Source organism: Azospirillum sp. TSO35-2 (assembly GCF_003116095.1).
In the GTDB taxonomy this organism is placed as follows: Bacteria; Pseudomonadota; Alphaproteobacteria; order Azospirillales; family Azospirillaceae; genus Azospirillum.
In genome coordinates this window covers 964,763-991,728 of the sequence record NZ_LGRA01000008.1, presented here as the reverse complement: position 1 = coordinate 991,728, position 26,966 = coordinate 964,763, and the positions used below count along the sequence as shown (strand labels likewise).

23 protein-coding genes and 2 tRNA genes are annotated in these 26,966 nt (G+C 69.5%); 12 read left to right on the top strand and 13 right to left on the bottom strand.

The features are described from left to right. Together TSO352_RS05945 and TSO352_RS05940 are read right to left on the bottom strand one after the other, a co-directional pair. A tRNA-Asp gene (locus TSO352_RS05945) sits at positions 1-71 on the bottom strand. A 4-nt stretch (positions 72-75) separates the two neighbouring features. Then, positions 76-151: transfer RNA gene (locus TSO352_RS05940), tRNA-Asn, on the bottom strand. A gap of 217 nt (positions 152-368) precedes the next feature. Between TSO352_RS05940 and TSO352_RS05935 the strand changes: the two genes are divergently transcribed. The 3 genes from TSO352_RS05935 (at position 369) to TSO352_RS05925 (ending at position 2,941) form a co-directional block, all read left to right on the top strand. Then, positions 369-947, top strand: a complete 579-nt coding sequence (locus TSO352_RS05935; protein ID WP_247871914.1) for a hypothetical protein — start codon at positions 369-371, stop codon at positions 945-947. A gap of 233 nt (positions 948-1,180) precedes the next feature. Further along, positions 1,181-2,503 carry a CHASE3 domain-containing protein gene (locus TSO352_RS05930; protein WP_109106388.1) on the top strand — a complete coding sequence of 441 codons (1,323 nt, stop codon included), beginning with the start codon at positions 1,181-1,183 and terminating at the stop codon, positions 2,501-2,503. A 36-nt stretch (positions 2,504-2,539) separates the two neighbouring features. Next, complete coding sequence (locus tag TSO352_RS05925) at positions 2,540-2,941, top strand: response regulator (RefSeq protein ID WP_109106387.1); 402 nt, start codon at positions 2,540-2,542, stop codon at positions 2,939-2,941. A gap of 25 nt (positions 2,942-2,966) precedes the next feature. Here TSO352_RS05925 and TSO352_RS05920 read toward each other — a convergent pair whose 3' ends face one another. The 6 genes from TSO352_RS05920 to TSO352_RS05900 form a co-directional block, all read right to left on the bottom strand. Beyond that, on the bottom strand, positions 2,967-4,841 hold the full coding sequence (locus TSO352_RS05920) for a methyl-accepting chemotaxis protein (RefSeq protein ID WP_247871913.1): 1,875 nt from the start codon (positions 4,839-4,841) through the stop codon (positions 2,967-2,969). Beyond that, positions 4,841-5,062 (bottom strand): hypothetical protein, encoded by a 222-nt coding sequence (locus TSO352_RS33830; protein WP_247871912.1) that lies wholly within the window; start codon positions 5,060-5,062, stop codon positions 4,841-4,843. The genes TSO352_RS05920 and TSO352_RS33830 overlap by 1 nt, the downstream gene beginning before the upstream one ends. Before the next feature lie 293 nt (positions 5,063-5,355). Then, positions 5,356-6,369 (bottom strand): TRAP transporter substrate-binding protein, encoded by a 1,014-nt coding sequence (locus TSO352_RS05915; RefSeq protein ID WP_109106386.1) that lies wholly within the window; start codon positions 6,367-6,369, stop codon positions 5,356-5,358. A gap of 49 nt (positions 6,370-6,418) precedes the next feature. Beyond that, positions 6,419-7,696: a TRAP transporter large permease subunit gene (locus TSO352_RS05910; RefSeq protein ID WP_109106385.1), complete on the bottom strand. Its 1,278-nt coding sequence runs from the start codon at positions 7,694-7,696 to the stop codon at positions 6,419-6,421. A gap of 37 nt (positions 7,697-7,733) precedes the next feature. Beyond that, positions 7,734-8,315 carry a TRAP transporter small permease gene (locus tag TSO352_RS05905; protein WP_109106384.1) on the bottom strand — a complete coding sequence of 194 codons (582 nt, stop codon included), beginning with the start codon at positions 8,313-8,315 and terminating at the stop codon, positions 7,734-7,736. Next, entirely contained in the window at positions 8,312-8,944 is a 633-nt protein-coding gene (locus TSO352_RS05900; protein ID WP_109106383.1) for a gluconokinase, read from the bottom strand. The genes TSO352_RS05905 and TSO352_RS05900 overlap by 4 nt, the downstream gene beginning before the upstream one ends. A 415-nt stretch (positions 8,945-9,359) precedes the next feature. Here TSO352_RS05900 and TSO352_RS05895 point away from each other — a divergent pair, with 415 nt between their 5' ends. The 6 genes from TSO352_RS05895 (at position 9,360) to TSO352_RS05870 (ending at position 19,031) form a co-directional block, all read left to right on the top strand. Then, positions 9,360-10,424 carry a LacI family DNA-binding transcriptional regulator gene (locus tag TSO352_RS05895; protein ID WP_199231493.1) on the top strand — a complete coding sequence of 355 codons (1,065 nt, stop codon included), beginning with the start codon at positions 9,360-9,362 and terminating at the stop codon, positions 10,422-10,424. Between the two features lie 254 nt (positions 10,425-10,678). Next, on the top strand, positions 10,679-12,190 hold the full coding sequence (locus TSO352_RS05890; RefSeq protein ID WP_109106382.1) for a thymidine phosphorylase family protein: 1,512 nt from the start codon (positions 10,679-10,681) through the stop codon (positions 12,188-12,190). Between the two features lie 178 nt (positions 12,191-12,368). Continuing rightward, a complete protein-coding gene (locus tag TSO352_RS05885; RefSeq protein WP_109106381.1) occupies positions 12,369-14,024 on the top strand; it encodes an MBL fold metallo-hydrolase in 1,656 nt (551 codons plus the stop codon). A 13-nt stretch (positions 14,025-14,037) separates the two neighbouring features. Beyond that, positions 14,038-15,042, top strand: a complete 1,005-nt coding sequence (locus tag TSO352_RS05880; RefSeq protein WP_109106380.1) for an HlyD family efflux transporter periplasmic adaptor subunit — start codon at positions 14,038-14,040, stop codon at positions 15,040-15,042. Further along, positions 15,039-17,900 (top strand): ribosome-associated ATPase/putative transporter RbbA, encoded by a 2,862-nt coding sequence (gene rbbA, locus TSO352_RS05875; protein ID WP_109106379.1) that lies wholly within the window; start codon positions 15,039-15,041, stop codon positions 17,898-17,900. Before TSO352_RS05880 ends, rbbA begins: the two co-directional genes overlap by 4 nt. Before the next feature lie 3 nt (positions 17,901-17,903). Further along, complete coding sequence (locus tag TSO352_RS05870; protein WP_109106378.1) at positions 17,904-19,031, top strand: ABC transporter permease; 1,128 nt, start codon at positions 17,904-17,906, stop codon at positions 19,029-19,031. Between the two features lie 43 nt (positions 19,032-19,074). On the opposite strand, the gene TSO352_RS05865 is transcribed toward TSO352_RS05870, so the two are convergent. From TSO352_RS05865 to TSO352_RS05845, 5 genes are read right to left on the bottom strand one after another with little or no spacing between them, the layout of a single operon-like run. Beyond that, positions 19,075-19,791: an ABC transporter ATP-binding protein gene (locus tag TSO352_RS05865; RefSeq protein ID WP_109106377.1), complete on the bottom strand. Its 717-nt coding sequence runs from the start codon at positions 19,789-19,791 to the stop codon at positions 19,075-19,077. Then, on the bottom strand, positions 19,781-20,536 hold the full coding sequence (locus tag TSO352_RS05860; protein WP_109106376.1) for an ABC transporter ATP-binding protein: 756 nt from the start codon (positions 20,534-20,536) through the stop codon (positions 19,781-19,783). Before TSO352_RS05860 ends, TSO352_RS05865 begins: the two co-directional genes overlap by 11 nt. Beyond that, positions 20,533-21,498: a branched-chain amino acid ABC transporter permease gene (locus TSO352_RS05855; RefSeq protein ID WP_247871911.1), complete on the bottom strand. Its 966-nt coding sequence runs from the start codon at positions 21,496-21,498 to the stop codon at positions 20,533-20,535. Before TSO352_RS05855 ends, TSO352_RS05860 begins: the two co-directional genes overlap by 4 nt. Before the next feature lie 53 nt (positions 21,499-21,551). Beyond that, on the bottom strand, positions 21,552-22,421 hold the full coding sequence (locus tag TSO352_RS05850) for a branched-chain amino acid ABC transporter permease (RefSeq protein WP_109106374.1): 870 nt from the start codon (positions 22,419-22,421) through the stop codon (positions 21,552-21,554). Positions 22,422-22,463: 42 nt separating this feature from the next. Then, on the bottom strand, positions 22,464-23,648 hold the full coding sequence (locus tag TSO352_RS05845; protein ID WP_109106373.1) for an ABC transporter substrate-binding protein: 1,185 nt from the start codon (positions 23,646-23,648) through the stop codon (positions 22,464-22,466). A 340-nt stretch (positions 23,649-23,988) separates the two neighbouring features. On the opposite strand from TSO352_RS05845, the gene TSO352_RS05840 reads away from it, so the two are divergent. From TSO352_RS05840 to pcaF, 3 genes are read left to right on the top strand one after another with little or no spacing between them, the layout of a single operon-like run. Beyond that, positions 23,989-24,849 carry a CoA-transferase gene (locus tag TSO352_RS05840; RefSeq protein ID WP_109106372.1) on the top strand — a complete coding sequence of 287 codons (861 nt, stop codon included), beginning with the start codon at positions 23,989-23,991 and terminating at the stop codon, positions 24,847-24,849. Next, positions 24,849-25,667 carry a CoA-transferase subunit beta gene (locus TSO352_RS05835; RefSeq protein ID WP_109106371.1) on the top strand — a complete coding sequence of 273 codons (819 nt, stop codon included), beginning with the start codon at positions 24,849-24,851 and terminating at the stop codon, positions 25,665-25,667. Before TSO352_RS05840 ends, TSO352_RS05835 begins: the two co-directional genes overlap by 1 nt. Before the next feature lie 6 nt (positions 25,668-25,673). After that, positions 25,674-26,873, top strand: a complete 1,200-nt coding sequence (pcaF, locus tag TSO352_RS05830) for a 3-oxoadipyl-CoA thiolase (RefSeq protein ID WP_109106370.1) — start codon at positions 25,674-25,676, stop codon at positions 26,871-26,873. Positions 26,874-26,966: the final 93 nt, after the last annotated feature.

Here is a 26,966-nt window from a genome sequence, read left to right as displayed (position 1 = left end):
GAGTGACGGGACTTGAACCCGCGGCCTCCGGCGTGACAGGCCGGCGCTCTAACCAACTGAGCTACACCCGCGTTTTGGCTCCCGGTGCTGGACTCGAACCAGCGACAAGCGGATTAACAGTCCGCTGCTCTACCAACTGAGCTAACCGGGAACGGAGGCCGCCTTATAAAACCGCTGGCGGACCCTGGCAAGCGGAAAAACGCAACGCTGCGCATTTTCTCCCGATCCGGCGGTTTCCGCCGCCTGGGCCTGTGACAACCCGCCCCGACCGCAAGCGTTGGTTGCCCGATCGCCGGCTTGCTCTTGACAATTCGGGCCGGCTCGGGCTTTTTCTCGCCCTCCCCTGTCCTCCATCGCCGCAGGCCCCGATGTCCGAGGTCGTCCCCTTCGCCGCCGCCCGCGAGGCGCTGCTCGCGCGCCTGACCGAACAGCTTCCGCCCTCGGCCGAATGGGCGGGCCGGCTGCTGCTGATGCCGGACGGACGCCGGGTGGAGCCGATGCCGGCGGCGGACGCCGTGGAGTCGCTGCGCGCCTTCCGCGCCGGGCTTGGCGAGGCGATCGGCGCCGCCGCCTGTTCGGTCGGCGGCGTCTGGGTCGGTCGCGAGGATTGCCTGGACTGGGACGGGCTGCTGGCCCCGCTGGCGGTGGCCGCCGCCTATGTCGTCGGCCGCACCCAGTCGGCCGGGGGCTTCGCCGCCGAGCTGTTCCGCTGCAAGGACGCGCTGGCCGGCTGGGGCGTGCGCGGCCTGCGCGGCGACCCGGCGGTCGCCCGCGCCGCCGGCTACGCGGTGGTGTCGGTCAGCCGCCGGCCGGACGACCAGGAAATCGTGCTGGACCGGGTGATGGACACCTTCGCCTTCGTCCTGCGCAGCCAGGGCGAGCCGACCGTGGCCGGCGCCGACATGGACCGCCGTTTGGTCCGCCGCGCCATGCCGCTGCGCCGCTGACGGAACAGCCGCGCCGGCACAATTCGCGAGACAGTCGGTTGGTGCACCCCTGTCGATGCCCATATGGATGTCATTGCCCTGTGACCGCCTGCGGGATGGGGTGTTCTTGACTCAGGTCAAAGCTACCTCTGCGGGAAAAATACATCCTGCAAATCGCCGAGGCCGATCCCGACCGGTCGGCAGCGCTATGGCAAGACCCGTGTCGATGAACAGCACAAGCCAGGGAGCGGTCGATGTCCGTCAATACGGATGCCAGCCTCAGGCGCCGGAAGGTGCGCCGCCGCGCCGCGCGATTATCGGCGTTGATGTTTGCCGGCCTGTTCGCAGGCTTCCTGCTGCTGATCGCCGTCTTCCTGGAATACCGCAGCGCCATCGAGTGGGTGGACCACACGCACAAGGTGATCTCCACGGTCGAAGAGCTGCAATCGAACCTCTCCAACGCCGAGTCCGGCCAACGCGGCTATCTGCTGACCGGCGACAGCCACTATCTCGATCTCTACACCGAAGGCACGGACGGCAGTCGTGTCCTGCTGGACCAGGTTGGCACCCTGACGGCCGACAACCCGGTCCAGCAGGACAAGGTCAAGGCGTTGCGCTCGCTCACCGACGCCAAGCTGGCGGTCATGGCCGCGACACTGCAGCAGGTCGACGCGCAGGGGCTCGACCGCGCGCGGGCGGCCGTCCGCGAAGGCACCGGGGAACGCCTGATGGCCGATATCCGGTCGGTGATCGCCACCATGAGGTCGGAAGAAGATGGGCTGCTCGCCCGGCGCAGCCGCCACGCCACCCTGCTCGAAGCCCTGATGATCGCCTATGGCCTGACCTTCGCCGTGGTCACCGGTTGGCTCGCCTACACGACCGTCCGGCGGCTGGAACAGGATTACCAGGCCGAACGGGCCGAGGGCGAGGCGTTGGCCACAGCCCTCCAGCAGAACACGCTGCTGCTGGACGAGGTGAACCACCGGGTGAGGAACTCGCTCCAGATCGTGTCCAATCTGCTGCGCACCCAGGCGCTTCGGCACCGGAACCCGGAGGTGCGGGATGAACTGCTGGTCAGCAGCAGCCGGGTGAGCGCCATCGCCGAGGTCCATCGCCGCCTGTACGGCGAAGGCTGCGCGTACAACACCGTCGAACTGGCGGACCTGCTGAAGAGCGTCGCCGAGAACGCCATGCCGACGACCGCCGTGGCGGAGCCGGCCGTGACCATGGCGGTCGACGCGCCGCTGCCGACGCCGGTCGAAACCGCCGTCCCGGTGGCGCTGATCGTCAACGAACTGCTGACCAACAGCTACAAGCACGCCTTTCCCGCCGGAGGGATCGGATCGGTCCGCCTGGGCGTCGGGGTGGTGGGGCACGAAATCCGCATCGACGTCGCCGACGACGGGGTCGGCCTTCCCCAGGGGATGGAGAGCACCACGGAGGGCGGCTTCGGCCTGAACACGGTGCGCAACCTGACGAGGCAGCTGAAGGGACATTTGGAAATCCAGCGTTTGTCGCCGGGCACGCGCTTCATCCTGCGCTTTCCTTTCGAGCCAAAGCTGCCTATTCAACCGTAACGGCCGACGCACGCGCCCTCAGCCACAAGAAGCCCAATGAAGATACTGATCATCGAGGATGAGGTTCTGATCGCCGAGGGAATCGCATTGACCCTCCAGATGGCGGGGCATGAGGTGGTGGGGATTGCGGACGACCTGACATCCGCCGTGTCGCTGGCGCTGGAACAAGCGCCCGACATGGCGTTCGTCGACATGAAGCTGGCCAACGGCTCGAACGGGCTGGACGTTGCCCGCGCGCTGGGAGCCATGGGCATCACCTGCGTGTTCGCCACCGGGAACCCGCCGAACCCGGCGCAGGCGCGCGGCCTGGGCCTGGGCTACATCGTCAAGCCCTTCGCCCCGCGCCTGCTGGTTCAGACCGTCGCCTTCGTCTCCCATTTCATCGCGGCGGAGGGCGCCGCCGTGAACGGCGCGCCCAACGGGTTCATCGGCCTGTAGGGCCGGGCGACCGCCGCTTTCCTCATCAGGCGCTGCGGATGGTGGCGACGAAGCGCTGGACCTCCTGGCGCAGTTGCGCCGACTGGTGCGACAGCGTGTCGGAGGCGGCGCGGGCCTGGGCGGCCATGCTGCCGGTTTCCCCGGCGGCGCGGGTGACGCCGCCGATGTTGGTCGACACCTCGCGGGTGCCGGTCGCCGCCTGCTGGACGTTGCGGCTGATCTCCCGCGTGGCCGCCCCCTGCTGCTCGGCCGCGGCGGCGACGGCGGTGACCGTCTCGCTGATGCCCAGGATGGTGCGGCCGATGGACTGGATGGCGCCGACGGCGTTGCCGCTGACCGCCTGCATCTCGGCGATCTGGGCGGCGATCTCCTCGGTCGCCTTGGCGGTCTGGTTGGCGAGGTTCTTCACCTCCGACGCGACCACCGCAAAGCCCTTGCCGGCCTCTCCGGCCCGCGCCGCCTCGATGGTGGCGTTCAGCGCCAGCAGGTTGGTCTGGCCGGCGATCGACTGGATCAGGTTGACCACGTCGCCGATCTTCTGTGCCGCCTGGGCCAGCCCGGCAACGGTGCCGTTGGTCTTTTCGACCTCGTCCACCGCCTCGTTGGCCATGCGGGACGAAGTGGCGATCCGCTGGTTGATCTCTTCGATCGAATGGGCCAGTTCCTCCGCCGCGGCGGCGACGGTCTGGACGTTGGCGTTCGCCAGATCGGCGGCATCGGCCACCGCGGCGGCCTGGGCGTTGGTCTGCTCGGCGATGGCCGACAGGCCCTCCGAATCGGTGCGGATCAGTTCGGCCTGTTCGGTCACGCTGGCGACGACATCACCGACCGTGCCCTCGAAGCGGTCGGCCAGCCGGCCAAGCTCCTGCCGGCGCTGCTCGGCGGAGCGCTGCTCGTCCTGCCGGCGCTGTTCCTCCATTTCGGCGACGCGGCCGGCGTTCTCCTTGAACAGTTGGAGCGCCTGGTTGATGGCGCCGATCTCGTCGGCGCGGTCGCGGTCGGTCACCTCGACGGCGCGATTGCCGGCGGTCAGCGCCTGGATGGTGACGATGATCCGCTGCAGCGGCTGGCCGACGATCATGCGGCTGGTCAGCCAAAGCGCCAGCAGCAGCCCGGCGGCCAACAGCACGGCGCCGACGGCGATGAAGGCGCGCAATTCCTCCTTCGGCCGTTCGACCTGGTTGATCGGCAGGTTGACCAGGATCGACCAGGGCGTGCCGGTGCCGCCGATGGCGACCGGCCTGAACAATTGCTTCACCTCGGTCTTCAGGCTGGCCGACACCGAGAAGTGGGCGTAGGGCTTGCCGTCGCGGATGGCGGGCAGCACGTCCTTCAGCCGGTCGTTGGTCTGGAGGATCGGCTTGCCCAGGTGATCGGGGTTGCTGTAGGCGGCCCACGCGCCGCCGTTGGAGATCAGGAAGACCGAACCCGTGCCGAAGGGCTTGACCGACTTCAGTTCGTTCCAGATCGCGTCGGTGGCGATGTCCACGCCGGCGACGCCGATGAACCGGCCGTTCTCGATGATCGGCACCGCCAGCGACACCATCAGGACGTTCTGGCCGGCGACGACGTAGCTGTAGGGCTCGACGATCACCTCCCGGCCGGTGCGCTTGGCCTGCTGGTAATAGAGGCCGTCGGGCCCGGGATCGTCGTAGCCGACCAGCGCCTCCAGCTGGACCTTGCCGCCGCCGCGGTTCCAATAGGGAATGAAGCGGCCGCTGGCGTCGCTGCCGGGGCTGTTGGCGAAGGCGGCATCCTTGCCGTCCAGCGCGTTCGGCTCCATCCCGATCCAGGCGCCGATCAGGGTGGTGTTGGTCTCCAGCAGGGCTTTCAGCCAGTCGTTCAGCGCGCCGCGATCGACCACGCCGCTCCGCTTCAGGCTGAGCAGGGTGGTTCCCATCAGGCGGTGATGTCCATGGCGTCGTTCAGCCGGCGCTCCACGGTCGCGGCGTGGTACTTGCCCAGCTCCTCCCCGGCCTGGAAGGACAGCGCATCGGTGTCGGCCCCGCTCTTGGCCGAGATCACGACCGTGCCGACACCCAATCCGATCACCAGCACCAAACCGATCGCCAGCACCAGCTTGGTCACCAACGGCAGCGTCCTGAACATCGCGAACCCCATCGATAATCCGCCCGACGGATGAGCATCACCCAAGGCCCGGGGTCACGTCCAGAAAAAGAAGATCAAATTTTACGGGTGTAACAAAAGGGAACCGAAACGGTTCGCAAACTCATTCAAGACTTTTGAGCCATACGCATTGATTACATAGAAATTAAGTTTCCCTCCATTACTCCAACCCGAACCGTCGCCTTTGCGGCCGTGGCCCGCCTGCCGGTCCGATGGAACAAGAAAAAGGGGTGGACCGGTCATCCCGGTCCACCCCTTCACCACGCGGAACGGCCGCGGAACGGCGATTACTTCCGGGCGGTGGCGATCGCCGCCTGCATGTCCTTCAGCACCTCGGCACCGCCGTCGGCGGCGTACTTGTCGAAGGCCGGCTTGACCATCTCACGCATGCGGTCCAGCTCGGCCGGGCTCAGCTCGTTGATCTGCATGCCCTTTTCCTTCAGGTAGGCCACGCTCTGCGCCGACGCGTCACGGCTGTCCTTGCGCTCGAAGTCGCGCGAGGCGACGGCGGCCTCGTTCAGGATCGTCTTCTCGTCAGCCGACAGGCCGTCGTACCAGCGCTTGCTGGCCAGCACGATCCACGGGCTGTAGACGTGGCGCGAGATGGTCAGGTACTTCTGCACCTCGTAGAACTTCGACGACTGGATGGTCGTCACCGGGTTCTCCTGGCCGTCGACCGTGCCGGTCTCCAGCGCGGTGAACAGCTCGGAGAAGGCCAGCGGCACCGCGTTGGCGCCGAAGCGGTTGAACATGTCGATGTAGACCGGGTTCTGCATCACGCGCAGCTTGATGCCGCCCATGTCCTCGACCTTGGTGATCGGGCGCTTGCTGTTGGTCAGGTTGCGGAAGCCGTTCTCCCAATAGACCAGCCCGACCAGCCCCTTGTCGTTCAGCGCCTTCAGCAGCTTCTGGCCGAACGGGCCGTCGAGGACGGCGTCGGCTTCCTTCTCGTTGTTGAACAGGAAGGGCAGGTCATAGACGCCGAAGTCCTTGACGATGCCGACCAGCGTGGCGGTGGAGCCGACCATCATCTCCTGCGCGCCGCCGATCAGGGCGTTCTGCATCTGGATGTCGCTGCCCAGGCTGGCGTCGCCGAAGCCCTTCATCTTGAACTTGCCGCCGGTGCGCTTGGTCAGCTCCTCGGCGAGGAACTTGACGGCGCGGCCCTGGTTGCTGCTCTCCGACAGGCCGTAGCCGAAGCGGATGATGCGCGGCTTGATGTCCTGGGCGGAGGCGGCGACGGGGGCCAGCAGGGCGGCGGCGAGGCCGGTGGCGAGCAGCAGTTTGCGGAACAGCGTCATGGTGTTGATCTCCCCTTTTTGGGCGTTTCGTTGGGTAGTGTCTTAAGCGTCAGTGGAACATGTGCAACGGGGCGGTGATGATCTCCGGCACGGCGATCAGCAGGCCCAGCAGGACGATGTAGGTCAGCAGGAACGGCCAGATGCCCTTGGTGGCGCTTTCCAGCGAGATGCGGGCGACGCCGCACACCACGTTCAGCACCGTGCAGACCGGCGGATGGATCAGGCCCAGCGTGCCGATCAGGACGAACATCACGCCGAAATAGGCCGGGTCGATGCCGGCGGCGATGGCCAGCGGCGTCAGCACCGGGCCCAGCACCAGGATGGTCGGCGTCAGGTCCATCACCGTGCCGACGGCCAGCAGCAGCGCGGCGATCGCCAGCATCAGCAGCTTCGGATGCGTCATCAGCGGGTGCAGCAGCTCGGTCATCTGCTGCGGCAGGTCGGCCAGCGTCACCATGTAGGACGACACCAGCGCCGCGGCGCACAGGAACATCACGGTGGCGGTGGTGCGCGCCGCCTGGACCAGCAGCGGCACGATCTGCGCCAGCGTGACCTGACGGTAGACGAACAGCGCGACGACCAGCGAGTAGACGGCGGCGACCACCGCGGCCTCGGTCGGCGTGAAGATGCCGCCGCGCAGGCCGCCGATGATGATGACCGGCAGGGCCAGCGCCCAGACGCCGTCGCCCAGCGCCTTCAGCCGCTCCCGCCCGCTGGCCTTGGGCTGCAGCTTCACCGTCATGTCGCGGACGACGAAGATCCAGGCGCAGACCAGCCCGATCCCCATCAGCAGGCCGGGGACGATGCCGGCCATGAACAGCGCGCTGATCGAGGTGTTGGTGGTCACGCCGAAGATGATGAAGGGCATGCTGGGCGGGATGATCGGGGCGATGATGCCGCCCGAGGCGATCAGCCCGGCCGACCGCGGCACCGGATAGCCGTGGTCGCGCATCATCGGGATCAGCAGCGTCGCCAGCGCGGCGGTGTCGGCGATGGCCGAGCCCGACAGGCTGGCCAGCATCACCGACGCGCCGATGGTGACGTAGCCGAGCCCGCCCTTGATGTGGCCGACCAGGCTGACCGCCAGGTTGATGATGCGCTGCGAGATGCCGCCGGCGTTCATCAGCTCGCCGGCCAGGATGAAGAAGGGCACCGCCATCAGCGGGTAGTTGTCGGCGCCGCTCAGCAGGTTCTGCGCGACGAGCTGGGCGTCGAAGAAGTCGAGGTGGACCATCAGCGCGACGCCGGTCAGCATCAGCGCGAAGGCGATGGGCATGCCGAGCAGCATGAAGCCGAACAGCGAGCCCAGGAAAATGGTGAGCGTCATGGCGGCGTCTCCGTCCGCTGGAAATTCTGGTCTGGGCTCAGCGCTCGGCGACGGCCGGCTTGCCGGCAGTCTGGCCGGCCGGCGGCTTGACGGCGGGACCGACCGCATGCGGATCGGCCAGCATCGTGTCGGGATCGCCGGGAACGCGGGCGTCGGGCTGGTTGGTGACGATCTTCCACAGGTTGACCGCCACCGTCAGCGCCATCACGATGGCCGGGAAAAAGCCGGCCGCCGCGTAGAAGGCCATGGGGAAGCGCAGGACGGTGGAGAAGGTCTCCATCCCGATCAGAAGCTGGATCCAGCTTCCCTGCACGAACAGCCACAGCGCGTACAGCATCAGCAGGTGCGCGATCATCGCGCAGGCCCGGCGCACCTTGACCGGCAGCCGGCTTTGCAGGATCTCCAGCCCGAGATGGCGCTGGTGGCGCAGCGCCACGGTGGCGCCCAGGAACACCAGCCAGACGAACATCAGCCGCGCCAGCTCTTCCGCCGCGACGATGCCGCTGTTGAAGATGTAGCGCAGAACGACGTTGCTGAAGACCAGACCGACCATCAGCGCCAGCATCAGCGCCATGATCCACTCGGTGATCCGCTCCAGCAGATCCGCCACGCGTTTCATGCGTCCTCCCCGACGGCCACGCCGCCATTCTTCGGCCCGGCGGTCACACCGCCGGCCGGTTGTCCGTTCTGTCCATCAACGCGAATGGCCGCCAGCCGGGCACAGGCGTCGGCGACAATGGCGTCGGCCGTCAGCGTCACTTCGTACGACAACGCCGCCTCGTCCGCCGCCGGCGGCTCCAGGTCGGCGAACTGGCTGTCGATCAGCGCCGTCGGCATGAAATGGGCGGTCCGCGCCCCCATGCGCGAGGCGATCAGCGCCTTGTCGCCATGAAGATGGAGGAAGACCACGCGGCGGCAATCGCCGCGCAGCCGGTCGCGGTAGCGGCGCTTCAGCGCCGAACAGGCGACCACCAGCCCGCGCCGGTCGCGGTCGGCGTCGGCGATGAAGCCGGCCAGCCGGCCGAGCCAGCCGTCGCGGTCGGCGTCGGTCAGCGGGATGCCGGCCGACATCTTCGCGATATTGTCCGGCGGGTGGTGGGCGTCGCCCTCGACGAATTCGCAGCCTTGCGCGTCGGCCAGCCGCTGACCGACGCTGGACTTGCCGCAGCCGGCCACGCCCATCACGACGACGATCAGCGGCCCCGGCGCGGAGGGCGAGGCCGGGGGCTCATGGGGGGGACCGTTCATGACCGTGTGCTTCCCGATTCCCGGTTCACGGCGGCCGCCGCGACGGCGTCGCGCGACGATCGCCGCACCTTAGAAGACCAGAGGGTGGTAAAAATTCCGTGTTAGCGCTATCATCACTGGGTCATTCGGGCTGCTGCGGTCCAGGGACCGGAAAGCGGGGATGACGCCGAGGCGAGATGGCGATACTGTTAGCGCTAACCTTGACGCGCGTAAAGAGTTTTGTTTGAGTCGCGGACGAACAATGCGATGAGCGAAGGATCGGCTGGAAGATCCAATTGCTGCACTGCGGAACGTCTGAAGGCCAAACGCGGCGACAGCGCGCACGGCCTCTTGCAACCTCCGGTGCGCAAGGTTAATCAACCCCACCGGCGCGGGACCTCACCCCGCCCCGGCCGGCATGGAAGGACAGGACCCAGTGACGACGCGCGATGGTGACCGGGCCTCATCCCTGACGGCCAAGACGCGCAAGCCGCGCTCCTCGCGCACCGGGCGCGCCACCATGGCCGATGTCGCCGAACGGGTGGGCATCAGCGCCATCACCGTATCGCGCGCCTTCAAGCGGCCGGAGCTGGTGGCGCCCGAGCTGCGCCAGCGCATCCTCGACACCGCGCAGTCGATGGGCTACGTGCCGAACCAGGCGGCCAGCGCGCTCGCCTCGGCCCGGTCGATGACGGTGGCGGTGCTGATCCCGTCGATGACCAACATGGTCTTCGTCGAGACGATGGCCGGCATCCACGACCAGCTTCTGCCGCGCGGCTATCAGGTGCTGATCGGCGTCTCGCACTATTCCCCGCTGGAGGAGGAGCGGCTGATCCGCACCTACCTGCAGTTCCAGCCCGACGGCATCCTGCTGACCGGCACCGACCACACCGCGGTGACGCAGACCTACCTGTCCGCCCTGCGCAGCCCGACCGTCCACATGATGGAGCTGCTGGACGACCCCGACAGCCTCAGCGTCGGCTGCTCGCAGGAAGAGGGCGGGCGGCTGATGACCACCCATCTGCTGGAACGCGGCTACCGCCGCATCGGCTTCGTCGCGGTGCAGCTCGACCCGCGGACGATGGCGCGGTTCGACGGCTACCGCAACGCGCTGACCGAGGCCGGACTCTACGACGAAAAGCGGGTGTGGCGGCTGCCCGACCCGTCCTCCATCCATCTGGGCGCGGCGATGATCGACCGGATGATGGCGGAGAACACCGACTGCGACGCCGTGTTCTTCTGCAACGACGATCTGGCGCAGGGCGCGCTGTTCCAGTGCCAGCGCCGCGGCATCCGCGTGCCCGACCAGCTCGCCATCGGCGGCTTCAACGACCTGCCCGCCTCGGCCTGGACGACGCCGACGCTGACCACGGTGGCGACCCCGCGCTACGGCATCGGCCGCCACGCCGCCGCCATGCTGCTCGACCTGATGGAGGGGCGCGAGCCGGCGCAGCGGCGCCTCGACCTCGGCCTGACCTTCATCGCGCGGGAAAGCACGTGATGCGCGGTCAGGAAACCCCTGACCGCTGCGTTCATGCGCCACGCAGGCTTCGGTCCTGTCGGGCCGCAGCCGCCGTCGCGGCCGGATACCGGGCTCAGGAGTCAAGACATCCTGCACCCGGTATGAGCGTACAGCGGAAGCACGCTCCGTCCGCCCCGCCAATGATCCGGATCAACCGCGGCGCTTGAGCCTCGGCATGGCTGCCGCGCAGGCTCGGCGTCGCTGGCGGAAGGTTGCCGGCGTAGACTGGCGGCATGCTGACTCTGCGACATCTGGCGATCGACACCGTCCGGGAGACCGTCGCCTTCCTCAACCGCCGCTGCACCCGCTACCATGTCGAGGATTTCCTCGGGCTGGGCCGGGTGGAGGTGCGCAACGACGGCCGCTCGCTGCTGGCGGTGCTGAACATCGTCGATGACCCGGCCATCCTCGGCGTCGACGAGATCGGGCTGTCCGGCCCGGCCTTCCGCCATCTGGGACTGCCCGAGGGGACCGCGGTGCATCTGGTGCCGCCGACGCCGCCGGAAAGCTTCGAACTGGTGCGCGCCAAGGTCGGCGGCGCCGCGCTGGGCGAGGCCGATCTGGCCGCGATCATCCGCGACATCACCGACCAGCGCTATTCCAAGATCGAGATCGCCGCCTTCCTGATCGCCTGCGCCAGCTTCATGACCACGGCGGAGGTGCTGGGCCTGACCCGCGCCATGGTCGCCGTCGGCACCCGGCTGCGCTGGGACGGCCTTGGCGGCAGCCCCGGCGGCGCATTGGGCACCATCGCCGACAAGCACTGCATCGGCGGCATCCCCGGCAACCGCACCTCGATGATCGTCGTGCCGATCGTCGCCGCGCATGGCCTGCCGATCCCCAAGACCTCGTCGCGCGCCATCACCTCGCCGGCCGGCACCGCCGACACCATGGAGGTGCTGGCCAACGTCGACGTGCCGGTGGAGCGCATGCAGGCGCTGGTGCGCGAGGCCAAGGGCTGTCTGGTCTGGGGCGGCCATGTCCGGCTGTCGCCGGCCGACGACATCCTGATCTCGGTCGAGCGGCCGCTGGCGATCGACACCCGCGAACAGCTGGTCGCCTCGATCCTGTCGAAGAAGGTCGCGGCCGGTTCCACCCATCTGCTGATCGACATCCCGGTCGGCCCCAGCGCCAAGATCCGCACGGCCGGCGAGGCGGTGCGGCTGCGCAAGCTGTTCGAGCATGTCGGCGACCAGCTCGGCCTCGCGCTGGAGGTGGCGATCACCGACGGCTCCCAGCCGGTCGGGCGCGGCATCGGCCCGGTGCTGGAGGCGCGCGACGTCATGGCGGTGCTGCGCAACGACCCCGCCGCCCCGGCCGACCTGAAGGAACGCGCGCTGTTCCTGGCCGGCCGCATCCTGGAATTCGACCCCCTGGTGCGCGGCGGCGCCGGCCATCGCCGGGCGCGCGAGCTGCTGGACTCCGGCGCGGCGCTGGCCGCGATGGAACGGATCATCGCGATGCAGGGGCCGCCGCCCGCGGTGGCGACGCTCGGCACGCTGGTGGCGGAGGTGCCGGCGCCGGCCGACGGCACGGTCGCGGCGCTCGACTGCTACCGGCTGGCGCGCATCGCCCGGCTGGCCGGCGCGCCCAACGACAAGGGGGCGGGCATCGACCTGCTGCGCAAGGTCGGCGACCCGGTGCGGCGCGGCGAACCGCTCTACCGCATCCACGCCGGCACCAACGCCGACTTCACCTTCGCCCAGGCCCACGCCACGGAGGACAACGGGGTGGTGGTGAGGTGATGATCGAAATCGCCCTCTCCCGCCCCGGGAGAGGGAAGGGGCCCGCCATGGGCGGGAAGGGTGAGGGGGGTGCGAGGATCCCTGCGGTTCCGGAATCTTGCCTCACCCCTCACCCTCCCCACGTCGTGGGGCCCCTCCCTCTCTCGGGGCGGGAGAGGGAAAAACAAGGAGCTGAGCCATGTCCCTGTCGCTGACCTTCCACGGTGCCGCCGGAACGGTGACCGGCTCCTGCTTTCGTCTCTCCACCCCCGAGGGCGACGTCCTGATCGATTGCGGGATGTTCCAGGGCACCAAGACGATCAAGGAGCTGAACTACCGCCCCTTCCCCTTCGATCCCGCGGCGATCAAGGCGGTGCTGCTGACCCATGCCCACATCGACCATTCCGGCCTGCTGCCCAAGCTGACGCGGCTGGGGTTCCGCGGCCGGGTCTACGCCACCGGCGGCACGGTCGACCTGCTGGAATACATGCTGCCCGACAGCGGCTACATCCAGGAGACGGAGGTCGAGCGGCTGAACCGCCGCAACCGCCAGCGCGGCCGCGCCGCCGTGCAGGCGATCTACGGCCAGGACGACGCCATCCGCTGCCTGCGGCGGCTGCGGCGGGTCGAGTATGACCGCTGGATCGAGATCCTTCCCGGCCTGCGCGCCCGCTTCTGGCAGGCCGGCCACATCCTGGGTTCCGCCTCCGTCGAGGTCGAGGCGATGGACGGACGCGGCGAGCCGACCCGCATCCTGTTCTCCGGCGACCTCGGCCCCGGCGGCAAGAGCTTCCACGCCGACGCCAACGCGCCGGAACGGCCGGACTGGATGGTGCTGGAAACCACCTACGGCGACCGCGACCGCACCGACCTGGACGAGGCGGGACGGCAGGCGGTGCTGCGCGCCGAGGTCATGGCGGCGCTGGCGGCCGGCGGCGCGCTGATCATCCCGGTCTTCGCGGTGGAGCGCACGCAGGAGCTGCTCTACGACCTCGACCGGCTGTTCGACACCGGGCAGGTGCCGACGGTGGACGTCTTCCTCGATTCCCCGCTGGCCGATGCGGTGACCGGGGTGTTCCGCCGCCATCTCGACGATCTGGAAACCGACGGCGACCCCTTCGTCCGCGCCAACCTCCACCATGTCCGCAGCGTGGCGGAGAGCCAGCGGCTGAACAGCCTGACCGGTGGCGCCATCATCATGGCGGCCAGCGGCATGTGCGACGCCGGCCGCATCCGCCACCACCTGAAGAACCGGCTGTGGCGGGCGCAGGACACCGTGCTGCTGGTCGGCTACCAGGCGCCGGGCACGCTCGGACGGCTGCTGCAGCAGGGGACGCCGCGCGTCCGCATCCATGGCGAGGAGATCGAGGTGAAGGCCCGGATCCGCTCGCTCGACGTCTATTCCGGCCACGCCGACCGTTCGGCCCTGCTGGCCTGGGTGGCGGCGCGCAAGGGGGTCAACCACGGCCTGTTCCTGGTCCATGGCGAGGAGGAGGCCCGCGCCTCCATCCGGCAGGCGCTGCTCGCCGACGGCTGGCCGGCGGACCGCATCGCCCTGCCCGCCCTGGACGACCGCGTCGACCTCGCCGCGTCGCGTCCGCTGGCGCCGGCCGAACGCCACGCCCGCCTCGCCCCGGCGGCTCTCGCCGGCAGCGACTGGCACAACCGCTACGCCCAGGCGCTGCTGACGTTGCGCCGCACGCTGGACACCGCCCCCGACGACCCGGCGCGCGAACGCGTCCTGGCCGGGGTGATGGCGGCGCTGGCCAATACCGCGTCCGCCGTTGGGGCGCCTGCCGACACGGCGTCGGCGGACACGGCGCCCGGCGGCGATGCCTCCAACGATAAGCGGTGAAAGGACCGCAGCCATGACGATCAAACGCCTCCTCTTCGCCGTGGCCCTGCTGGCGCTGCTCGCCGCCGGGGCCGCCTATGGCTGGCGGGCGATGCAGGGGAACCGCCTGCCCGCCGGGTTCGCCTCCGGCAACGGCCGGATCGAGGCGAACGAGATCGACATCGCCACCAAATACGCCGCCCGCATCCTGACCATCCCGGTCGAGGAAGGCGATCTGGTGGAGGCCGGCGCCGTCATCGCCACGCTCGACACCCGCGACCTGGAGGCGCAGCTCCGCTCGTCCGAGGCGCTGCTGCGCCAGTCCCGCCGCGCGCGGGAGGAAGCGGCGTCGCTGGTCGCCCAGCGCGCCAGCGAGGCCGACTTCGCCGCCAAGGAAATGGAACGGGCGCTGGTCCTGTTCGGCAAGGGCCATGTCAGCGAACAGCGCGTCGACCAGGCGCGCAACAGCCGCCGCACCGCCGACGCCGCGCTGGAGGCGGCGAAGAGCCACCTGGAAAGCGCCGACGAGGCGATCGCCGCGGCGGCCGGCGACACCGACCGGCTGCGCGACCTAGTCGGCGACGGCGTGCTGAAGGCGCCGCGCCGGGCCCGCGTGCTGTACCGGCTGGCCGAACCGGGCGAGGTGCTGGCCGCCGGCGGCAAGGCGGCGACGCTGCTCGACCTGTCGAACGTCTACATGACCTTCTTCCTGCCGACCGACACGGCGGGCACCCTGGCGCTGGGCGCCGAGGCGCGCATCCTGCTGGACGCCCTGCCCGACACCGCGATCCCGGCGGCGGTGACCTTCGTGGCGCCGCGCGCCCAGTTCACGCCCAAGCAGGTGGAAACCAAGTCCGAACGCGACCGCATGATGTTCCGCGTCAAGGCCCGCGTCCCCGAAGCGCTGGTCACCCGCTACGTCGAGCGGGTGAAGACCGGGCTGACCGGCATGACCTATGTGAAACTGGACGACAAGGCGGCGTGGCCGGACTGGCTGGAGTCGCGGTTGACGCGGCCGGAGGCGGGAGCCGGATCGTGACACCCGCCACCGGCAGCGATGCCGTCCCGGCCGTCGCGCTGTCCGGCGTCCGGCATCGCTATGGCGGGACGCTGGCGCTGGACGACGTCGCGCTCGACATCCCGGCCGGGGCCAGCGTCGCCGTCATCGGGCCGGACGGCGTCGGCAAGTCCACCCTGCTCGGCCTGATCGCCACGGCGAAGCGGATGCAGGACGGCAGCGTCCGCGTGCTCGGCACCGATGTGCGCGACCGGCGCGGGCGGGCGGCGCTGCAGCCGCGGATCGCCTACATGCCGCAGGGGCTGGGCCGCAACCTCTACGCCGACCTCAGCGTCGCGGAGAATCTGCAGTTCTTCGGCCGGCTGTTCGGGCTGGACGCCGCGGAACGCCGGCGCCGCATCGACGACCTGCTGGACGCCACCGGGCTGGCCCCCTTTCCCGACCGGCCGGCCGGCAAGCTGTCAGGCGGCATGAAGCAGAAGCTGGGGCTGTGCTGCGCCCTGCTGCACGACCCCGACCTGCTGATCCTCGACGAGCCGACGACCGGCGTCGACCCGCTGTCCCGCCGGCAGTTCTGGGAGCTGATCGCCCGCATCCGCGCCGGCCGGCCCGGCATGACGGTGCTGGTCGCCACCTCCTACATGGACGAGGCGGAGCGGTTCGACCAGGTGGTGATGATGAACGCCGGCCGGCTGCTCGCCCACGACAGCCCGGCGGCGCTGAAGGCGCGGCACGGCGTGGCGGATCTGGAGGAGGCCTTCATCGCCCTGCTGCCGGACGACGCCCGGCGCGGCCACGAAAGGCTGGTCGTGCCGCCCCGCCCGCCGGAGCCCGAGGGCGCCGCCCCCGCCATCGAGGCGCGCGGCCTGACCCGCCATTTCGGCGACTTCACCGCGGTGTCCGACATCAGCTTCCGCATCGGGCGCGGCGAGATCTTCGGCTTCCTGGGGTCCAACGGCTGCGGCAAGACCACCACGATGAAGATGCTGACCGGCCTGCTGCCGGCCAGCGCCGGCGAGGCGCGGCTGTTCGGCGCCCCGGTCGACGCCAACGACCTGGAAAGCCGCCGCCGCGTCGGCTACATGGCGCAGGCCTTCTCGCTCTACGGCGAGCTGACGGTGCGCCAGAACCTCGCGCTGCACGCCCGGCTGTTCGACCTGAAGACGCCCGGGCCGCGGCTGGCGTGGCTGGTCGAGCGGTTCGGACTCGACACCTACATCGACGCGGTGGCCGACCGGCTGCCGCTCGGCGTGCGGCAGCGGCTGTCGCTGGCGGTCGCCATCCTGCACGAGCCGGAGCTGCTGATCCTCGACGAACCGACCTCGGGCGTCGACCCGGTGGCGCGCGACCAGTTCTGGCGCGACCTGATCGCCCTGTCGCGCGACCAGGGGGTGACGATCTTCATCTCCACCCACTTCATGAACGAGGCGGCGCGCTGCGACCGCGTCGCCTTCATGAGCGCCGGCCGCGTCATCGCCGCCGGCCCGCCCGACGCGCTGCGCCGCCAGCAGAACGCCGACACGCTGGACGACGCCTTCATCGGCTTCATGCGGCAGGCGGAGGGGGCGGAGAGCGCCGAGCCCCGGCCTGAGCCGGTCATGGTCCTTTCCGAGGGCGACCGTCATCTCCGCGAAGGCGGGGGTCCGGAAAACTCCGCACAGGCGCCGCCGACCCCGTTGGATTCCCGCCTTCGCGGGAATGACGGCCGTTTTGGGAACGACGCGGTTCCTGCCGGCAAGGCTTCCCCGCACCGCGGCGTCTCCAGCCGCCGGCTGCTCGCCTACGCGTGGCGCGAGACGCTGGAACTGCGGCGCGACCCGGTGCGGCTGACGGTGGCGCTGCTCGGCACCGTGCTGCTGATGCTGGTCTTCGGCTTCGGCATCACCATGGACGTCGAGAACCTGGCCTTCGCGGTGCTCGACCATGACCGCTCGCCGGAAAGCCGCGCCTATGTCGAGCAGTTCGACGGCTCGCGCAGCTTCGTCGCCACCCCGCCGGCCGGCGACGCCCACGATCTGGCGCTGCGCCTGCAACAGGGCAAGGCGTCGCTGACCATCGAGATCCCCGAGGGTTTCGGCCGCGACCTGCGCCGCGGCCGGGTGCCGGAGGTGGCGATGCGCATCGACGGCGCCATGCCGTTCCGCGCCGAGACGATCCAGGGCTACCTGTCCGGCATCCACCAGCGCTTCATCCAGGACGCCGCATTGGCGGCCGGCGTCACCCTGCCCGCCGCCGCGGCGCAACTGGAGATGCGCTACCGCTACAACCAGGCCTTCCGCAGCCTGGACGCCATGGTGCCGAGCACCATCGGCCTGATGCTGGTCTTCATCCCGGCGATCCTGGCCGCGCTGGGCGTGGTGCGCGAGAAGGAGCTGGGCTCCATCACCAACCTGTACGTCACGCCGGTGACGCGGCTGGAGTTCCTGCTGGGCAAGCAGATCCCCTATGTGGCGCTGGCCGCCTTCAACCTGCTGCTGATGATCGCGATGGCGGTGACGCTGTTCGGCGTGCCGGTGAAGGGCAGCCTGGGCGGGCTGGTGCTGGGCGGGCTGGTCTATGTCTGCGCCACCACGGCGCTGGGGCTGCTGATCTCGGTCTTCACCGCGACCCAGACCGCCGCGGTGTTCGGCACCGCCATCCTGACCATGATGCCGGCGACGCAGTTCTCCGGCATGCTCCAGCCGGTGTCGACGCTGGAGGGCGGGGCGTGGCTGATCGGCACGTTGTTCCCGACCACCCATTTCCTCAAGCTCTCGGTCGGCGCCTTCACCAAGGGGCTGGGCTTCACCGAGCTGGTGCCCTTCATCCTGGCGATCGCCGCCTTCGTGCCGGTGCTGCTGGCGCTGGGCGTCGCCTTCCTGCCGAAACAGGAGCGCTGAGCCATGACGCGCTTCGTCCGCAACAGCCTGACCCTGGCGCGCAAGGAGTGGATCAGCCTGCTGCGCGACGTCTTCATGCTGGGCTTCGTCGTCTATTCCTTCACCCTGTCGGTCTACAGCGAGGCCACCGGCATTTCGCACGACCTGCGCAACGCCGCCATCGCCATCGTCGACGAGGACCGCTCGACCCTGTCGCAGCGGCTGGCCTCCAGCTTTCATGGGCCGGAGTTCCAGACCCCGGCGATGATCGGCCACGCCGAGGTCGACCACGCCATGGATTCGGCCCGCTACACCTTCGTGCTCGACGTCCCGCCCGATTTCGAGGCCGACGTGCTGGCCGGCCGCAGCCCGACGATGCAGTTGCTGATCGACGCCACCGCGATGATGCAGGCCGGCATCGGCGCCGGCACCATCCAGGGCATCGTCGACGACGAGGTCGGCCGCTTCGTCCGCCACGAGGCCGACGGGAGCGCCGCCCCGGTCTCGCTCCAGGTCCGCGTCGCCTACAACGAGGCGCTGGACACCAAATGGTTCACCGGCACCATGGCGGTGGTCAGCAACGTCACCATGCTGGCGGTTCTGCTGGCCGGCGCCGCCCTGATCCGCGAGCGCGAGCACGGCACGCTGGAACATCTGCTGGTGATGCCGGTCCGCCCGGCTGAGATCATGACGGCCAAGGTGCTGGCCAACGGCGCCGTCATCCTGGTCCTGACCGTGGTGGCGCTCTACGTCGTGCTGCGCGGTCTGCTGTCGGTGCCGCTGGCCGGATCGGTGCCACTGTTCCTGGCCGGGACCGCGCTCTACCTGTTCTTCGCGACGGCGCTCGGCATCTTCCTGGGCACGGTGGCGCGCTCGATGCCGCAGCTCGGGCTGCTGTTCATCCTGATCGTGCTGCCGATGAACATGCTGTCGGGCGGCTTCACCCCGCTGGAAAGCGAGCCGCAATGGCTGCAGACGGCGATGCAGCTCTCGCCCTCCACCCATTTCGTCGTCTTCGCCCAGGCGATCCTGTTCCGCGGCGCCGGCTTCGACGTGGTGTGGCCGCGCTTTGCCGCGACGGCCGGCATCGGCGCGCTGTTCTTCGTGTGGAGCCTGGCGCGGTTGCGCCGGCATTTGGCGAGCTTTCAGTGAACGTCGGATCCCTCTCCCGCCCCGGGAGAGGGCGACCATGCACCTACGCCGCCAGCGCCACGCCGAGGTGGCGTTCCAGCAGCGCCGCGTCGGCCTTGGCCTGATGCGCCGGGCCGGCGTGGACGACGCGGCCGCGGTCGAGGAAGACGACGCGGTCGGCGAAGTCCAGCGCGCGGTCGACCTGCTGTTCGACCAGGACGATGGTCATGTCCAGCTTCGACAGCGCGTCCATCAGCAGGTCGCAGATCACCGGGGCCAGCCCCTCCAGCGGTTCGTCCAGCAGCAGCACCGTCGGCTTGCCGAGCAGGGCGCGGGCGACCGACAGCATCTGCTGCTCGCCGCCCGACAGCTCGCCGCCGCCGTTGCGCCGCCGCTCGCCCAGCCGGGGGAACAGCGCGTACGCCTCCTCCAGCGCCGAACGCGGGCGGCCCTTCAGCCCGGTGACGAGGTTTTCCTCCACCGTCAGCGACTTGAAGACGTCGCGGGTCTGCGGGACGTAGCCGAGCCCGGCCGCCGCCCGCGCCGAACTGCTCAGCCCGCCGAGCTCCACCCCGTCCAGCCGGATGGAGCCGCCATGGCGGGTGGTCTGGCCGACCAGCGTCGCCAGCGTGGTCGACTTGCCCACCCCGTTGCGGCCGAGCAGGGCGAGCCGCCCGCCCGCCGGCACGGCGAAGGACACGCCGTCCAGGATCAGCGTCTTGCCGTAGCCGGCGCGAAGCTCGGCGACCTCCAGGGAGCCGACAGAAGACTCAGTGGGCATGGGCGCGGCTCCCCAGATAGACCTCGCGCACGCGCGGGTCGGCGACGATGTCCTTGGCGGTGCCGCTGCACAGCAGCCGGCCCTGCGCCAGCACGACGATGGTGCTGGCGAAGCGGAAGACCAGATCCATGTCGTGTTCGATCATCAGCACCGCCAGATCCTTGGGCAGCCGGTCGATGGCGTCGAGGATGCGCTGGCTTTCCGAATGGGGCACGCCGGCCGCCGGTTCATCGAGGATCAGCACCTTGGGCTTCATGGCGAGCGCCAGCGCGATCTCCAGCAAGCGCTGTTGCCCGTAGGCGAGCGAGCCGACGGCGGTGTGCGCCACGGCGGTCAGCCCCATGATGTCCAGCAGTTCCGCCACCTCGTCGGCCAGGCCGGCGATCTTGGCGACGTTGGCGAACAGGCGGAAGGTGCGGCGGTCGCGCTGCAGCACCGCCAGTTCCAGATGCTCGCGCACCGTCATCGACTTGAACAGCCGCGCCACCTGGAAGGAGCGGATCAGGCCGAGCCGCACCCGCTCCGCCGCCGACAGCCGGGTGACGTCGCGGCCGTCGAGCCGGATGGTGCCGGAACTCGGCGGGATCACCCCGGTGACGAGGTTGACGAAGGTGGTCTTGCCGGCGCCGTTCGGCCCGATCAGGGCGCAACGGTCGCCCGCCTTCAGCGACATCGTGATGTCCGAGGACACCTGGAGGCCGCCGAAATTCTTGCTCAGCCCCTCGACCGCCAGCAGCGTGGTCATGCCCGATCCTCCTTGCCGCGAACCAGTCCCACCAGCCGCTCCACGCCCGAGGCGATGCCGCCCGGCAGGAACAGGACGATGCCGATCAGGAACAGGCCGATGAAGGCCATCCAATGGAACGGGTCGCTGGCGGCCAGGATGTGGTGGATGCCCATGAAGGCGGCGGTGCCGATCACCGCGCCGTAGAGCCGGCCGGTGCCGCCCAGCACCAGCATGACCAGCGCCTCCGCCGACCAGGAGAAGCCGACGCTGTCCAGCCCGACGATGCCGCTGGTCACCGCGGTCAGCCCGCCCGCCACCCCGGCGAACACCCCGGCCACGCCGTAGAGCGCCACCAGATAGAGCTTCGGCGAGCCGCCGATGGCCGACACCCGCAACGGGTCCTCCTTCACGCCGCGGCAGGCGAGGCCGAAGGGCGAGCGCACGATCCGCCGCGCCACCACCAGCGCCACCACCAGCACCGCCAGCGCGAACAGGTACGAGGTGCGGCCATACATGTCGAAGCGGAACATCCCCAGCACCGGCGCCGGCTCGATGCCCGACAGGCCGTCGCTGCCGCCGGTCCAGTCGCGCGCCTTGTTGGCGACCTCCTGGACGATCTGCGCCACCGCGATGGTCAGCATCAGCAGGGTCAGGCCACGGGCGTGCAGGATCAGGGCGCCGGTCGCCAGCGCCACCAGCCCGCCGGCGACGCCGCCGACCGCCAGCAGGGCGAAGGGGTCGGCGACCCAGTTGACCGCGGCGATGCCGGCGGCGTAGGCACCGGCGCCGAACATGGCCGCCTGCCCCAGCGTCGCGATCCCGCCATAGCCGAGCACGAGGTCGAGCGACAGCACGAACAGCGCCGACGACAGGATGCGGGTCAGCAGGCCGAGATCGTCCGGCAGCAGCCAATAGGCGGCCAGCCCGACGGCGGCGACCACGGGAATGCCGATCCAGTCGATGCCGCGTCGGGTCGTCATGAGGGTATTGCCGGGGGTGGTTGTCTCGGGAGCGCTGTGGTCGGCCATGGTGGTCATGCCGTCCTCCCCTTGAAGAAGCCGTGCGGCCAGCGGAACAGGATCAGGATGAGGGCGGCGTAGAAGAAGAACTCGCCGAAGTTCGGGATCAGGTACTTGCCCGCCGTGTCGACGATGCCCAGCGCCAGCGCCGCCGCCGCCGAGCCGAAGATGCTGCCCGCCCCGCCGACGGCGACCACCGCCAGGAACAGCACGATGTAGCGGATGGCGTAATAGGGCTCCAGCGGCAGCAGTTCCGCCCCCAGCACGCCGCCCAGCGCCGCCAGCCCGGTGCCGAGCGCGAAGGTCGCCAGATAGAGACGCTCGGTGCGGATGCCCAGCGCCGCCGCCATCGCCGGATCGTCGACCGCCGCGCGCAGCCGGATGCCGAAGTCGGTGCGCTCCAGCAACCACCACAGCCCGAGCAGCGTCAGCGCGCCGGCGCCGATCACGAAGGCGCGGTGCGCCGGGATCGCCTTCGGCCCCAGCGACACGGTGCCAAGCAGCAGGTCGGGCAGCGGGATGCGCTTCAGCGTCGGGCCGAACAGGTAGTTGACGCCGGCGACGATGACGAAAGTCAGGCCGATGGTCAGCAGCACCTGGTTCAGCTCGTTGGCGGAGCCGTAGATGCGGCGGTACAGCAGCCGCTCCAGCGGCAGCGTCGCCACCACGGTCAGCACCACCGCCACCACCAGGGCCGCCGCGTAGGGCAGCCCGGCGGCCTGCGCCGCGTAGGAGGCGACATAGCCGCCGACCATGGCGAAGGCGCCATGCGCCAGATTGACCACCCGCATCAGCCCCAGCGTCACCGACAGGCCGACGGAGATGATGAAGAGGATCATGCCGTAGGCGATGCCGTCCACGGCGATCCCGAAGATGGTTTCCATGATGCGCGTCCGCCTGCCCTGGTTGCGGTGGCTGTTGCTGCCCTATTTTCCGACCTTGTAGCCGTAGTCCGGCTGGTTGGCGAAGGCGGCCTTCTCGACATTCTCCAGCTTGCCGTCGACCGGTTCCACCGTGCGCAGATAGATGGTCTGGGTGACGTGGCGGCTGTTCGGGTCGATGGTCAGGGGCCCGCGCGGGCTTTCCCAGCTCATGCCCTTGACCGACTCCACCGCCTTGGCGCCGTCGGACTTGCCGCCGGTGTTCTTGATCATCTGGTAGATGACGTGCGCGCCGTCATAGGCGCCGACCGAAGTGAAGGTGACGGTGTCGGTCGACCCGAACATCTCCTTGTGCTTGGCCAGGAACGCCTTGTTCATCGCCGAATCGTGGACGCGGCTGTAGTTGAAGGTCGTGGTGATGCCCAGCGCCGCGTCGCCCAGCGCCGGCAGGTCCGGTTCCTGGGTGATGTCGCCGGGGCCGAAGAACTTGATGCCGGCGGCCTTCAGGCCGTTGTCGCTGAAGGACTTGGCGAAGGCCAGCGTGGTCGGGCCAGCCGGCAGGAAGGCGTAGATCGCCTCGGCGCCGGCGTCCTTGATGCGCTGCATGAAGGGGGCGAAGTCGTTGGACTTCAGCGGCATGCGGATGGTGTCGACCACCGTGCCGCCGTTCTTCTCGAAGGTCGCCTTGAACGCCGTCTCGCCGTCGATGCCGGGGCCGTAGTCGCTGACCGCGGTCACCACCTTCTTGATCCCCTGCTTGGCCATGTATTCGGCCAGCGGCACCGTGTTCTGCCACAGGGTGAAGGAGGTGCGGACGTAGCGCGGCGACTTCTCGGTGATGGCCGAGGTGGCGGCGTTGAAGATCACGCAGGGGATGTTCGCCTCGTCGATCAGCGGGGCGACGGCCAGCGCGTCGGGGGTGAAGAAATAGCCGGCGAGGTAGCCGACCTTCTCCTTGACGATCAGCTCCTGCGACAGCGCCTTGCTTTGCGCCGGGTTGGCTTGGTCGAGGTCCTTGTAGACGAACTCGACCGTGTCGTTGCCGACGGTCTTGCCGTGTTCGGCCTGATAGACCTCGATCGCCTCCTTGAAGGTCTTGCCGACCAGGGCGAAGGGGCCGGAGAAGGGCGCCACGACGCCGACCTTGATGGTCGCCGCACCGGCCGAACCGGCCGTCAGCGCCAGACCGAACGCCGCACCCAGCAGCGCGTTGCGCAGAGTCCTCGTCATTGTCCCTCCCCGATGTGATGTTAAGGCGTGCCGGGACTGCGGCCCCGGTCGTTCAGTGTTCCGTCAAACGTACTGAGGGATAACCGAACCGTCAAGTGCGATATTTGTCTTTGAGGGCGATATTCGCCCTTCCGGCATCTCCCTCGCTATCACTTTGATTTTGCAGAAATGTATTGGTGTCGGCGTGGCAAAATCCTTGCCTGCGCCTTATGTTGCGCCGCAATATGGGCGAATAACGAACGAACATGAGCTTTTTCGCCCTTGACACTTTGCTGGGCCCGCGTTCAATCTGTGCGCAAAGCAGGATTTCAGTGCGCTCTTCGCACATTCGGGAGGTCATATGGCGCAGATCACGCCCTTGCGCGAGGCGGTGGCGAGCCTCGTGCACGATGGTGACACGGTCGCCCTGGAAGGGTTCACCCATCTCATTCCCCACGCCGCCGGGCACGAGATCATCCGCCAGGGCCGGCGCGGCCTGACCCTGGTCCGCATGACGCCGGACCTGATCTATGACCAGTTGATCGGCATGGGCTGTGCCGACAAGCTGATCTTCTCCTGGGGCGGCAACCCCGGCGTCGGCTCGCTGCACCGCTTCCGCGACGCGGTCGAAGGAGAATGGCCGCACAAACTCGCCATCGAGGAGCACAGCCACGCCGGCATGGCCAACGCCTATGTCGCCGGCGCGTCCAACCTGCCCTTCGCGCTGCTGCGCGGCTACACCGGGTCCGACCTGCCGAAGGTCAACCCGAACATCCGCTTCATCGAATGCCCCTTCACCGGGGAAAAGCTGGCGGCGATCCCGTCGGTGCGCCCCGACGTGACGGTGATCCACGCCCAGAAGGCCGACCGCCGCGGCAACGTGCTGCTGTGGGGCATCCTGGGCGTCCAGAAGGAGGCGGTGCTGGCCGCCAAGCGCTCCATCGTCACGGTGGAGGAGGTCGTCGACGACCTGGAGGCGCCGACCAACGCCTGCGTGCTGCCGACCTGGGCGCTGTCCGCCGTCTGTCCCGTCCCCGGCGGCGCCTATCCGTCCTACGCCCAGGGCTATTCGGAGCGCGACAACCGCTTCTACAAGGCCTGGGACCCGGTCGCCCGCTCGCGCGAGACGTTCCGCGACTGGATGCAGCGCCATGTGCTGGACACCGACGATTTCGACGGCTTCCGCCGCGTGCTGGCCGAAAGCATGAAGGAGGCCGTGTGATGACCACCACCCCCGATACCGCCACTGAAACGCCCGATTTCACCGCGACCGAGATCATGACGGTGGCGGCCAGCCGCCTGCTGAAGGACGGCACGGTCTGCTTCGTCGGCATCGGCCTGCCCTCCACCGCCGCCAACCTCGCCCGGCTGACCCACGCGCCCGACGTGGTGCTGATCTATGAATCCGGTCCGATCGGCGCCAAGCCGACGGTGCTGCCGCTGTCGATCGGCGACGGCGACTTGGCGCTGACCGCCGACACCGTGGTCAGCACGCCGGAGATCTTCCGCTACTGGCTGCAGGGCGGGCGGATCGACGTCGGCTTCCTGGGGGCGGCGCAGGTCGACCGCTTCGCCAACATCAACACGACGGTGATCGGCCCCTACGACGCGCCGAAGGTCCGGCTGCCCGGCGCCGGCGGCGCGCCGGAGATCGCCGCCCAGGCCAAGGAGGTCTTCATCGTCCTGAAGCAGAGCCGGAAGGCCTTCGTCGACAAGCTCTCCTTCGTCACCTCGGCCGGCTTCCTCGACGGCGGCGACGCGCGCGAGAAGGCGGGGATCACCGGCGGCGGCCCGACCGCGGTCATCACCGACCTCGGCATCCTGACGCCCGACCCGGTGACGCGCGAGCTGACCCTGACCAGCATCCACCCCGGCGTGACGGTGGAGCAGGTCAAAGAGGCCACCGGCTGGGACCTGAAGGTCTCGCCCAACCTGACGACCACCGCGATCCCGGACGCCGCGGCGCTGGCGGCGCTGCGCGATCTCCAGGCCCGCACCGCGGCCGCCCACGGCCAGTCCGCCGGCGGCGGAGAGGGGTAAGACACCATGCGTGAAGCCTACATCTGCGACGCCATCCGCACCCCGATCGGCCGCTACGCCGGCGCCCTGTCCGCCGTGCGCGCCGACGACCTCGGCGCCGTGCCGATCCGGGCGCTGATGGAGCGCAACCCGTCGGTCGACTGGGCCGCCGTCGACGACGTCATCTACGGCTGCGCCAACCAGGCCGGCGAGGACAACCGCAACGTCGCCCGCATGGCGGCGCTGCTGGCCGGCTTGCCCGACGCGGTGTCGGGCACCACGATGAACCGGCTCTGCGGCTCCGGCCTCGACGCGCTCGCCACCGCCGCCCGCGCCATCAAGGCGGGCGAGGCCGAGTTGATGATCGCCGGCGGCGTCGAGAGCATGAGCCGCGCCCCCTTCGTGATGGGCAAGGCGGAGACCGCCTTCTCCCGCGCCGCCGACATCTTCGACACCACCATCGGCTGGCGCTTCGTCAACCCGGCGATGAAGGCGCGCTACGGCGTCGATTCGATGCCGGAGACGGCGGAGAACGTCGCCGACGACTGGAACATCAGCCGCGCCGACCAGGACGCCTTCGCGCTGCGCAGCCAGCAGCGCGCCGCGCGCGCCATCGCCGACGGCAGCCTGGCCCGCGAGATCGTCCCGGTCACCATCAAGGGCCGCAAGGGCGAGACGGTGGTCACCACCGACGAGCACCCGCGCGCCACGACGCTGGAGGCGCTGTCGGCGCTGAAGCCGGTGGTCCGCCCCGGCGGCACGGTGACCGCCGGCAACGCGTCCGGCGTCAACGACGGCGCCGCGGCGCTGCTGGTGGCGTCGGAGGCGGCGGTCAAGCGTTTCGGCCTGACCCCGCGCGCCCGCATCGTCGGCGGCGCCACCGCCGGCGTGCCGCCGCGCGTCATGGGCATCGGCCCGGCACCCGCCACCCGCAAGCTGCTGGAGCGGCTGGGCCTGACCATCGGCGCCATCGACCTGGTCGAGCTGAACGAGGCCTTCGCCGCCCAGGCGCTGGCGGTGCTGCGCGAGCTGGGCCTGCCCGACGACGCGGCGCATGTGAACCCGAACGGCGGCGGCATCGCGCTCGGCCACCCGCTGGGCATGAGCGGCGCCCGGCTGGCGACCACCGCGCTTTACCAGCTTGAGCAGTCCGGCGGCCGGACGGCGCTGTGCACCATGTGCATCGGCGTCGGCCAGGGCATCGCGGTGATGATCGAGCGGGTGTAGCCTGACCCGGGCATTCCGAATGCCCCCTCCCTAACCCTCCCCCACCTTTGGTGGGAGAGGGAACTCCGCCGCCCTTGCACTCAACTCCCTCTC